The sequence below is a fragment of the Tepidibacillus decaturensis genome, from assembly GCF_001561915.1.
In the GTDB taxonomy this organism is placed as follows: Bacteria; Bacillota; Bacilli; order Tepidibacillales; family Tepidibacillaceae; genus Tepidibacillus_B; species Tepidibacillus_B infernus.
This window is the reverse complement of record NZ_LSKU01000001.1, coordinates 1,334,044-1,345,876: the sequence shown is the minus strand read 5'-3', so window position 1 is coordinate 1,345,876 and position 11,833 is coordinate 1,334,044. Positions and strand designations below refer to the sequence as shown.

Annotated in this window: 9 protein-coding genes and 1 pseudogene; all 10 read left to right on the top strand. The window is 37.0% G+C overall.

Annotated elements, in window-relative coordinates; genetic code table 11:
* The first annotated feature begins 76 nt into the window (after positions 1-76).
* The 10 genes and pseudogenes from coaBC to rpe all read left to right on the top strand — a co-directional run bounded on the left by coaBC (position 77) and on the right by rpe (position 11,827).
* Positions 77-1,275 (top strand): annotated as a pseudogene (gene coaBC, locus U473_RS06535) (bifunctional phosphopantothenoylcysteine decarboxylase/phosphopantothenate--cysteine ligase CoaBC).
* 6 nt (positions 1,276-1,281) lie between these two features.
* Positions 1,282-3,705, top strand: coding sequence for a primosomal protein N' (gene priA / locus U473_RS06530; protein ID WP_068724577.1), 2,424 nt, complete (start codon positions 1,282-1,284; stop codon positions 3,703-3,705).
* 12 nt (positions 3,706-3,717) lie between these two features.
* Entirely contained in the window at positions 3,718-4,182 is a 465-nt protein-coding gene (def, locus tag U473_RS06525) for a peptide deformylase (protein ID WP_068724575.1), read from the top strand.
* 11 nt (positions 4,183-4,193) lie between these two features.
* Positions 4,194-5,150 carry a methionyl-tRNA formyltransferase gene (gene fmt / locus U473_RS06520; protein ID WP_068724572.1) on the top strand — a complete coding sequence of 319 codons (957 nt, stop codon included), beginning with the start codon at positions 4,194-4,196 and terminating at the stop codon, positions 5,148-5,150.
* Positions 5,128-6,489 carry a 16S rRNA (cytosine(967)-C(5))-methyltransferase RsmB gene (rsmB, locus tag U473_RS06515; protein ID WP_068727504.1) on the top strand — a complete coding sequence of 454 codons (1,362 nt, stop codon included), beginning with the start codon at positions 5,128-5,130 and terminating at the stop codon, positions 6,487-6,489. Before fmt ends, rsmB begins: the two co-directional genes overlap by 23 nt.
* 31 nt (positions 6,490-6,520) lie before the next feature.
* Entirely contained in the window at positions 6,521-7,573 is a 1,053-nt protein-coding gene (gene rlmN / locus U473_RS06510; protein ID WP_068724570.1) for a 23S rRNA (adenine(2503)-C(2))-methyltransferase RlmN, read from the top strand.
* A 10-nt stretch (positions 7,574-7,583) separates the two neighbouring features.
* Positions 7,584-8,324 (top strand): Stp1/IreP family PP2C-type Ser/Thr phosphatase, encoded by a 741-nt coding sequence (locus U473_RS06505; RefSeq protein ID WP_068724567.1) that lies wholly within the window; start codon positions 7,584-7,586, stop codon positions 8,322-8,324.
* A gap of 32 nt (positions 8,325-8,356) precedes the next feature.
* Positions 8,357-10,270, top strand: a complete 1,914-nt coding sequence (pknB, locus tag U473_RS06500; protein WP_082732403.1) for a Stk1 family PASTA domain-containing Ser/Thr kinase — start codon at positions 8,357-8,359, stop codon at positions 10,268-10,270.
* 15 nt (positions 10,271-10,285) lie between these two features.
* Positions 10,286-11,176, top strand: coding sequence for a ribosome small subunit-dependent GTPase A (gene rsgA, locus U473_RS06495; protein ID WP_068724565.1), 891 nt, complete (start codon positions 10,286-10,288; stop codon positions 11,174-11,176).
* A gap of 6 nt (positions 11,177-11,182) precedes the next feature.
* On the top strand, positions 11,183-11,827 hold the full coding sequence (rpe, locus tag U473_RS06490; protein ID WP_068724562.1) for a ribulose-phosphate 3-epimerase: 645 nt from the start codon (positions 11,183-11,185) through the stop codon (positions 11,825-11,827).
* The last annotated feature ends 6 nt before the right edge of the window (positions 11,828-11,833 follow it).

Here is an 11,833-nt window from a genome sequence, read left to right as displayed (position 1 = left end):
TGGCCAGCCTCCTACCCGATTTCCACCTTAATACAAGGGTCATTTCACTCCCTTGTAAGCATAAGGAGCGTTGAAAATGAAGGGGAAAAATATCTTATTAGGAATATCAGGAGGGATCGCTGCTTTTAAAGCAGCATCTTTAGTTAGTCAATTAACCAAAAAAGGTGCCAATGTGCAAGTGATCATGACAGAATCAGCAACCAAGTTTATTACACCACTCACTTTGCAAATCTTATCAAGAAACCATGTTTTTATCGATACATTTGATGAAAAAGACCCCAAAGGAGTTTCACATATTGATCTTGCTGACAACGCAGACCTCACCGTGGTTGCTCCAGCAACAGCCAATGTCATTGGTAAATTAGCACATGGGATTGCCGATGATATGTTAACAACTACATTATTAGCTGTAACAAGCCCAATCTTTATAGCACCTGCGATGAATGTACATATGTATCAACATCCTGCAGTTGAAGAAAACATGAGAATACTAAGAGCACGCGGAATTCGCTTTATTGAACCAGAAGAAGGATTGTTGGCTTGTGGTTATGTTGGTAAAGGAAGATTGGCAGAACCCGAATTTATTGTAGAAAAGCTTGAGGAATTTCTAAATCAAAAGCAGGATTTAAAAGGGAAAAAATTCTTAATTACTGCTGGTGCAACAAGGGAAAAAATTGACCCGATTCGTTACTTTACCAATCGATCTACAGGAAAAATGGGGTATGCTTTGGCAGAAGCTGTATTAGAACGGGGGGCGAAGTAATTCTAATCTCTGGAAAAAGCAATCTTCTTCCACCAGCTGGTGCACATTTTATTTCCGTTGAATCTGCTGAAGAGATGTATTTAGCGGTGATGAACCAGCTTAATCAGGCGGATGTGATTATTAAAGCAGCTGCAGTTGCCGACTATCGTCCAAAAGAAGTTTACCCACATAAATTTAAGAAAAAAGAAGGTTCCTGGGTGATTGAGATGGAGAGAACCAAAGATATTGCTTTAGAAGTAGGGGAACGGAAAAGAAATGACCAATTTTTTGTAGGGTTTGCAGCAGAATCTGAGGATTTATTAGAACGGGCAAAAGGAAAATTATTGAAGAAAAATATGGATATGATCGTTGCCAACCATATTTTAATGGAAGGTGCCGGTTTTGAACAAGATACCAATGTCGTTACAGTAATTACAAAAAAAGGAGAACAAATCAACTTTCCAAAATTAAGCAAAAAAGAATTAGCACATCATATTCTCACTGAAATCAATAAAAGAATAGTAGGGGAATGATTTAGAGTGTATGCAACGGTAGTGATTGATATTCCGGATTTGTCCCACCAAGGATTTGATTATGCAATCCCAAAACATTTGTTATCAAGGGTTGAACCGGGGGTACGCGTATTGGTTCCATTAGGTTCAAGGACAACAGAAGGCTTTGTACTTGACCTTCATTCCTCAACAGACGTGAAGCAAGTGAGGCCTATTAAAGAAGTTTTGGACCTTGAGCCATCCTTTACAACGGAGTTAATCGAATTAGGAAAATGGATGAGTCAATATTATACAAGTCATCTTTTTAGAACGATGCAAATGTTACTCCCATCAGCACTTAAAACAAAGATAGAGCAAGCGATATCCATTGGTGAAAATGAGGAAGAAGGTCAACTCTCTAGAGAAGAATTAGAGATTAAACACTGGGTTAGTGAGAATGAACCAGTTAAACAATCGCAACTTTTAAAACAATTTCCTGATCGATCTCATCTGCTTAAATCTTTGATCAAAAAAGAGGTACTAAGACTAGATAAACAAATCAAAAATAAGGCAACAAAGAAAAAAATAAATGTTGTTCAATTGAAGATGCCATCAGAGCAATTACTTTTAGAAATCGCCAGTTTTCCAAAAAAGGCAACAAAGCAAAGACAGATTTTAGAGTACTTTTTAATCAATCAAGCTGAAGAAATGGAGTTGGCTTTCCTTCTAGCTACTTTAAAAGTGACCCGTTCCACTGTTCAAACGTTAATCAAAAAGGGTTATTTGCAAATCACTGAAAAAGAACAGGGAAGAGACCCATACAAAGATCGCCATTTTCATGATAAAGAAGTTCAATTAACCGCTGAACAAGAAGGGGTATTACAACAAATCATTCAATCTTTCCAAAATGGTAGGAAAAGTCCTTTTCTTTTACATGGAGTAACGGGAAGTGGGAAAACAGAGATTTACCTACAGGTCATTGAACATCATTTGGAGAAAGGAAAAGATTCGATTGTTCTTGTCCCGGAAATCTCGTTAACACCTCAGATGGTTGAACGTTTCAAAGGAAGGTTTGGATCTCTAGTTGCTGTATTACATAGTCGTTTATCTCAAGGAGAAAGACTTGATGAATGGCGAAAAATTCAACGGGGAGAGGCAAAAATTGTAGTAGGAGCTAGATCTGCTATTTTTGCACCATTTAAAGATTTGGGACTTATTATTATTGATGAAGAACATGAAAGCTCTTATAAACAAGAAGAACATCCAAAATATCATGCTAGGGAGATTGCCTTGTGGCGACAAAACTATCACCAAGCGACCGTTATTCTTGGAAGTGCAACGCCTTCCATGGAGTCTTATTACGAAGCGATCCATCAGCGTTATCATTTGGTAGAATTGCCGAATCGAGTATTAGGTAGAGCTTTGCCTACCATTCATATCGTTGATATGAGGGAGGAGCTAAGAAAAGGAAACCGGTCCATGTTTAGTCATGCACTACAAGAAAAAATCGAGGATCGGTTAGACAAAAAAGAACAAATCGTTTTATTCTTAAATCGCAGAGGGTACTCTACATTTGTCATGTGTCGTTCTTGTGGTTATGTGATGAAATGCCCACATTGTGAGATTTCTTTAACCTACCACCAAACAAATCATGTTTTACGCTGCCACTATTGTGGGTATGCTGAACATGAACCCAAAAATTGTCCTGAATGCGGTAGTTCTCATATTCGCTACTTTGGTACTGGAACGCAAAAAGTAGAGGAAGAATTAGCAAGGAGATTTCCAGGTGTTAGAGTGATTCGGATGGATGTAGATACCACAAGTAAAAAAGGGTCTCACGAAAAACTTCTGACGTCGTTTCGCAAACACGAGGCAGACATTCTTTTAGGTACGCAAATGATTGCCAAGGGATTAGATTTTCCTAAAGTTACTTTAGTAGGAGTGATTGCTGCAGATACAATGCTACGATTACCAGACTTTCGAGCGGCAGAGCGAACCTTTCAATTATTAACACAGGTAGGCGGAAGAGCCGGGAGACATGAATTGGCTGGTGATGTGGTGATTCAAACCTATACGCCTGAACATTATAGTATTCAACATGCTAGTCAACATGATTTTCAATCCTTTTTCCAACAAGAATTAAAACATCGAGAAATGATGGATTATCCTCCATTTAGAAAATTGATTGCGATTCAATTGAGTCATCCCGAACTGTCGGTTGTCATGAAGGCAAGTGAACGTCTAGTTAGGGAAATGAAAGCGTTGGTTTCTGCAAATGTTGAAGTTTTGGGTCCAGTAACTGCACCCATTTCACGCATAAAAGATAGATATCGGTTTCAATGCATGATAAAATATAATGATGAACCATCTATTATGATATGGATTCAGCAAGCGATTAAACATGTAAATGAAGCATTGAAAGATCGGCAATTGTTGATCAGTATAGATGTAGACCCCTATGTATTAATGTAAGGAGGGAATCAAATGGCAATTCGAGTGATTTTAAAAGATACAGATCCACTATTAAGACAAATTTCCAAACCGGTAGAAGAAATTACCCCACGCATCCATAAGTTACTAGACGATATGGCCGAAACCATGTACGATGCAGAAGGCGTAGGGTTAGCTGCCCCCCAAATCGCTATTTTAAAACGTGTGATTGTGATTGATATAGGTGAGGGGCTCATTGAACTTATCAATCCTGAAATTATTGAAAAAGATGGCGTTCAGATAGGGCCAGAGGGTTGTTTAAGTGTACCAGGTGTAGTAGGAAAAGTCTCAAGAGCAGAACATGTGAAAGTTAAAGCCTTGGATCGAAACGGTAAAGAGAGAATTTATGAGGGGCATGGATTATTGGCGAGAGCATTCCAACATGAAATTGATCATTTAAATGGAATTTTATTTACTGACTTAGCAGAGGAATATTATAAAGAAGATTTAAACCTATAGGAGTGAAGTTGATGCGTATCGTCTTTATGGGCACCCCAGATTTTGCGGTGCCCTCTTTACAACATTTAGTCAATGAAGGTTATCAAGTGGTAGGAGTTGTAACACAACCAGATCGTCCAAAGGGAAGAAAACAAATCATGACACCTCCACCAGTTAAAGTACTAGCAGAACAATTAGGGATTGAAGTTTTTCAACCGGTAAAAATTAAAGAGGAGACGGCGATACAACATGTATTGCAATGGGAACCTGATTTAATTATAACGGCAGCTTATGGCCAAATTATCCCAGTTGCGATTCTTGAAAAGCCAAGGTTCAAAGCGATTAATGTTCATGCTTCTCTTTTACCAAAGTATCGTGGAGCGGCTCCTATTCATCAAAGTATTATTCAAGGCGAAAAGGAAACAGGGATTACCATTATGTATATGGTAAAAGAGTTAGATGCAGGAGATATCTTAACCCAAGTAAGAGTTCCTATTGAAGAGAAAGATACTGTAGGTAGCTTACATGATAAATTAAGTCAGGCAGGCTCCAAGCTTTTAATTGAAACGATCAGACAAATTGAGTCCGGAGAAATAAACCCCATTCCACAACAACATGAACTAGCAACTTATGCTCCAACATTAAAAAGAGAAGATGAAAGAATTAATTGGAACAAAACGAATAGAGAAATCTATAATCAAATTCGTGGTTTAAATCCTTGGCCAGTCGCTTTCACCACCTTTCGAGATGAAGTGTTTAAGATATGGTGGGCAGAACCTGTTGATACTAGCCATCAAGAAAAGCCTGGTACCGTACTTTTAGTGGACAAGGGTGAATGTCTTATTGCGACAGGAAATGGGGCAATTGCCTTAAAGGAAGTTCAACCGGCTGGAAAAAGAAAGATGGATATCAGCTCTTTTTTACAGGGTACAACAGTAGCAAAAGGAGAAAAAATGGGTGACAGCAATGAACAAGAAATGGACAGCTAGAGAAGTTTCCTTAGAGGTTTTGACCAAAGTCGATAAAGAAAAAGCCTATAGTAATCTACAACTCAATCAAGCGCTAAAAGAGGCCAATTTATCTCGAGTGGATGCTAATTTTGCTACAGAGTTGATTTATGGTACGATTCAGCATCTAAATACAATTGATTGGATTCTACAACCTTTTTTAAAGACCAATAAATTAGAAAGCTGGGTTCGAAGTTTGCTTCGTTTAAGTGTTTACCAATTATGGTATCTAGACCGAGTTCCTGTACATGCGATTGTAAATGAAGCAGTTAATCTTGCAAAGAAAAAAGGGCATAAAGGGATCGCTAGCTTGGTGAACGGTGTGTTAAGAAACATCATTCGGAATAAAGATCAGATTCGATTTCCTACTGATTTGAACGATGTGAAACGTATTGCTCTCGAGCATTCTCACCCTGATTGGTTAGTGGAACGGTTGATTCGTGATTATGGCATAGAAGAAGCAGAAGAAGTTTGTCGCTCTAACAACATAGCTCCCCATACTTCAATTCGGGTTAATCCTTTAAAGATTACTAGGGATGAAATGATGGAAAAAATAAAAGAGGAATTAGGAGAGGACACAGAAGTTCTTCCATCTCCTCTATCAGAACAAGGGATTCGAGTAAAAGGTAGAGGCAATCTTGCACTTACCCATTGGTACAAAGATGGGTATTTTACTATTCAGGATGAAAGCTCAATGCTTGTTGCACATGTAGTAGACCCAAAACCCGGTATGTTCGTTCTTGATGCTGCAGCTGCTCCAGGAGGAAAAACGACACATCTAGCAGAACTCATGCAAAATCAAGGGAAAATTATTGCAGCGGATTTACATAAACATAAAATCAAATTGATTGAAGAACAACAAGAAAGACTTGACTTACATATCATTGAAACCCTTCATTCGGATGCTAGGAAAATCAAAGAACAATTTGGACAAGTGTTTGATCGAATTCTATTAGATGTTCCTTGTTCTGGATTAGGGGTTATTCGTAGGAAACCTGATTTAAAATGGGTTAAAGCAGAAACAGATATTGAAGAATTGACGAAGATTCAAAAAGATATTTTAAAAAACGTATCTCTTTTATTAAAACCAGGCGGGATTCTCGTATATAGTACTTGTACAATGACTACTGAGGAGAATCAAAAAATAGTGGGAGAGTTTATAAAACAACATTCGGACTTCAGGCTAGATCAGCAGATTGCCAATGTATTACCAAAGGCGATCAATGAGAAACTAGATACAAGACAAGGAATGATTCAAATTCTACCTCATTACTTTGATAGCGATGGCTTTTTCATTAGTCGGATCCTTAGAATAAAGTAGTGAAATTTGTTAAGAAACGGTGATTAACAACATGGAGAAAACAAATATTTATGATTTAACTTTTGAAGAATGGGAAAATTGGCTAAAAGAAAACCAAGAGCCTGCTTATCGTGCAAAACAAATTTTTGATTGGTTATACGTAAAAAGGGTTGATTCAATAGAACAGATGACTAATTTATCAAAAACACTTCGGCAAAAATTAGAGGATCAGTTCGAATTTCAAGCCCTTCATACTCTTAATCAGCACACATCTCAAGATGGAACAGTGAAATTCCTATTTCAACTCTATGATGGTCATGCGATAGAAACGGTGATTATGCGACATGATTATGGGAATAGCGTTTGTGTTACGACACAGGTAGGATGTAAGATGGGATGTACCTTTTGTGCCTCAACATTGGGAGGTGTTGCTAGAAATCTTACTCCTGGAGAAATTGTTGCCCAAGTGGTTGAATCACAAAAAATTCTTGATAAAGAAGAGGGTAGGGTTAGTAGCATCGTTGTCATGGGTTCAGGTGAACCTTTTGATAACTATGAGCCTACGATTCAATTTATCCGAATCGTGAATGACAATAGGGGGCTAAATATTGGTCAAAGACATATTACCGTTTCTACCAGTGGAATTATTCCACGGATTTATGATTTTGCTAATCTAAAATGGCAAGTAGGTTTTGCGGTTTCTTTACATGCACCAAATGATGAATTAAGAACACGTTTAATGCCTATTAACCGAAAATATCCATTAAAGAAGCTCATGGAAGCATGTCATTATTATGTAAATACCACAAATCGACGAATTACATTCGAATATGCTTTAATGGGAAACGTAAATGATCAGGATGAACATGCAGAAGAATTAGCCAATTTAATTAAAGATTTGAAATGTCATGTAAACCTAATTCCTGTAAACCATGTACCAGAAAGAGATTATGTAAGAACACCTAGAAATCAAATTTTTAATTTCAAAAAAATCCTTGAAAAACATAAAGTAAATGTGACCATAAGAAGGGAACAAGGTGGAGACATTGAAGCAGCGTGTGGTCAATTACGGGCAAAACATATAAAACACGAATTTAAACTATGAGGTGAGGAGTTTGTTAGCTGCGGTTCGGTCAGATGTGGGCAAGGTAAGAGAAATCAATGAAGATTGTGTGTACTTGAGTGAACCTTATACCAATGAATTGATGATCGCTATTGTTGCTGATGGTATGGGGGGACACTTGGCTGGAGAGATTGCAAGTAAGACAGCAGTCGAAACGATCTATCAAGAATTAAAATCAACGATTCAAGAACAACGAACAATTGAAGAATATCAAAACGCTTTAGAATTCGTAATCCGCCAAGCCAATTCTAAGGTTTACCAGCAATCGATAAATCAAGAAGATTATCGGGGAATGGGAACAACCATTATCGCATCTATCATCAGTCCTCAATGGATTATTATAGGCCATATTGGGGATAGTCGTGCTTATTTATTTACTGAAAACCAGGTTAAACAACTTACGACCGACCATTCCTTAGTGAATGAATTATTAAAAAGTGGCCAAATTTCTCAAGAAGAAGCGATAAACCATCCTAAAAAGAATGTATTAACTAGGGCATTAGGTACTGATGAAAATGTAAAAATTGATATGCATGTTATCGAATGGAGTCAAGATCAAACTCTATTATTATGTACTGATGGTTTAACTAACCGCTTGTCTGAAGAGAAAATATTATCAGTAGTCAACCAAGCACGATTATCTCCACAAGAGATTACAGATCATTTGGTTGAATTAGCCAATCAAGCAGGTGGAGAAGACAATATTTCTGTGATTGTCATTCGCCATGATTAAATGAATTGGCTCAGGAAAAGAGGTGATCTGAATTGATAGGCATCCTATTAGCAAACCGATACAAGATTGTGGAGAAAATTGGCGGAGGTGGCATGGCTGACGTTTTTCGGGCAATAGATGAAGTTCTTCAAGAAGAAGTTGCTGTTAAGGTTTTACGTCAGCAATATGTACATGATGATGACTTTGTTAAGAGATTTCGTAGGGAAGCCCATTCTGTAGCTAGTTTATCCCATGAAAATGTCGTTAAGATTTTTGATATTGGGGAAGAAAAAGAAATCTACTATATTGTTATGGAATATGTGAAGGGCTCAACTTTAAAAGAAGTGATTCAACGAAAAGGAAAACTTTCAATAAAAGAGGCCTTAAAGATTGCTGAACAGATTGCGTTAGCATTAGATCATGCGCATCAACATCATATTATACATCGTGATATTAAACCTCATAATATTTTAATTGGAAATCAAGGTCAAGTAAAAGTAACGGATTTTGGAATTGCCAGAGCTGTTTCCTCAGCAACGATTACACAAGCAGGGTCAGTTTTAGGGTCTGTCCATTATTTATCTCCTGAACAAGCTAGAGGGGGCTGGACTGACGAAAAAACAGATTTATATTCATTAGGTGTTGTCCTTTATGAGATGATTACTGGTAGTTTACCTTTTTCGGGGGATAGCCCTATTTCGGTCGCATTAAAACATTTACAGGAAAATTTTATCTATCCAAGGGAACTTGATCCCAGTATTCCCCAAAGTGTAGAGAATATCATATTAAGAGCATTGATGAAAGATCCTTTAAAACGATATGCTTCAGCAGAAGAAATGTTCAAAGATATAAAGACTGCTTTAGACCCAAAACGTATCCACGAGCCAAGGATCCTTTTGGAAACAGATGTTTTTGATGATGATGAAGAAAATACAATAACCATACCTGCAATGAAGGAGTTTAATGCAAATGACGCATATTCTACCCAGTCACGCAAAAATAAAAAAAGGTCGTTACGGCCTAAATTAGTCCCGATTTTAACGATATTTTTCTTGTTATTGCTTGGTGTTTTTGGATTTCAGTATATAAGCAGTAAACTTGTCGTTCCAGAAATAGAAGCCCCTTTGCTAGAGGGAAAATCGAAAGAAGATGCAATTAAACTGCTTCAAGAATTAAATCTGACTTATAAAATAGAAGAAAAAACAGATCCAGTTGTAGAAAAGGGGAAAGTAATCAAACAAGAACCTTATCCAGGTGAAACGATGAAAACAAGTCAGTCAATCACACTTTATATTAGTTTAGGTAAGGAAAAGGTAGCGATGCCAAATCTGCTGAATAAGCAGCAGCGGCAAGCAAAAATCTTTCTACAACAGCTAGGATTCAATGAAAATCATATTGAAATAAAAAAAGAATTTAATAATGAGGTCCCTAGTGGCGAAGTGTTCAAGCAAGAACCTAATGCTGAAGAGATGGTTGTACCTGATGAACAAAAAGTAATATTATTTATAAGTGAAGGAAAAGAACAATTGAAAATGCCAAATCTAATTGGAAGAGATGAAGCAGAAGCGGTTGCGATGGTCACAGCTATAGGTTTAGTTCCTAGGGTACAAAAAGATTATTCTTACCAACAACCAGAAGGAAAAGTCTATCGACAATTTCCTTTTGATCCTAATCAGGAAGTGACTGCTGGAGATCAAGTGGATATTTATGTAAGCCTTGGTTATCCTAAAGAATTAAAATCGATCTATAGCGATCTATTAGTTGATCTTGAGGAAGATGAAAGTGCAGAGATTACGATTATTCTACGTGATGCAAGGGGAACAGATGTAATTTGGAAAAAGGAAACGATCACAGGACCGAAGTTTTACGATAATATAGAACTTCTACTATTGCCTGATCAACAAGGGACAATCAATGTTTATAAAAATGGTAAGCTAGTTAAAATGAAGACCGTTCAGTATTATTAAAATTGGAGGTACTTTATGCCTGAGGGGCAAATTGTAAAAGCTTTAAGCAGTTTTTATTATGTTGAGTCGGAAGGGAAAACCTTTGCTTGTAAGGCTAGGGGTGTATTTAAATTACGCCAACAATCTCCTTTAGTAGGAGACTATGTAAGCTTTGATCAAGTGAATGAAGATGAAGGCTTTATCACAGAAATCAAAATAAGAAAAAATCAACTGATTCGTCCACCGATTAGCAATGTAGATCAAGCCATTTTGGTATTTTCAGCAAAAGAACCCGATGTTAGTACTTTATTATTAGATAAGTTTATTGTTCATGTTGAAAAGGCAGAAATTAAACCGATCATCTGCATTACAAAATTAGACTTATTAGACTTAGCTGAAGAAAACAAGTTGCAAAACCTGCTACAAACTTATGAACAGATGGGATATTCGATCCTCAAAACGAGTAGCAAAAATGGAAAAGGTATAGAAGAACTGAATGAAATGTTAAAGAACAAGATTTCGGTGTTTGCAGGACAATCAGGTGTAGGAAAATCATCGTTATTAAATGCGATTTTGCCTGATTTACAATTAGAAACTTCCAATATTAGTTTCAAATTAGGCCGAGGAAAGCATACGACAAGAGTTGTTCAATTGATTCATTTATCAGAAGGCGGGATGGTGGCGGATACACCCGGATTTAGTCAACTAGATTTTCATGGGATTGAGTCAGAAGAATTAAATCAATTTTTTAAAGAAATCCATCAATTTTCAGATCAATGTCGATATAGAGGATGTTTACATCTGAATGAACCCGGTTGTGCTGTAAAAGAAGCGGTAAACGAGCAGTTGATTGATCGTGATCGCTATGAGCATTATATAAGCTTTTTAAAAGAGATAAAGGAAAAAGAAGAAAATAAGTGGAGGTAATTGCTTGTGGTTAAAATTGCACCATCCATTCTTTCTGCTAATTTTGCAAAACTAGGGGAAGAGATTCTATCCGTTGAACAGGCAGGCGCTGATCTCCTGCATATTGATGTAATGGATGGACATTTTGTTCCTAATCTTACAATTGGGCCTCTAATTGTAGAATCAATAAAACCTATTACAAAATTGCCATTAGATGTTCATTTGATGATCGAAAATCCAGATCAATATATTGAGCATTTTGCAAAAAGCGGTGCCGACATAATCTCGGTACATGCTGAAGCAACCAATCATTTGCACCGAACTATTCATTTGATCAAAAAGTTTGGAGTGAAAGCTTCTGTTGCCATCAATCCAGCTACTCCATTAGATCAATTAGAATATGTTCTTGATGACCTAGATATGGTACTGATCATGACAGTAAATCCAGGATTTGGCGGGCAGACATTTATTCCTGCTACTCTTCCAAAGATAAGGAAGTTAAAGGATATAATTAATGAAAGAGGTTTATCTTTAGATATTGAAGTAGACGGAGGAATCAATGACAAGACTTATCAATCTGTGATTGGAGCAGGGGCCAATGTATTAGTCGCAGGTTCTTTTGTGTTTGGACAAAATGATCGAATCAAAGCCATCACTAGTTTAAAAGGATAAGAAATA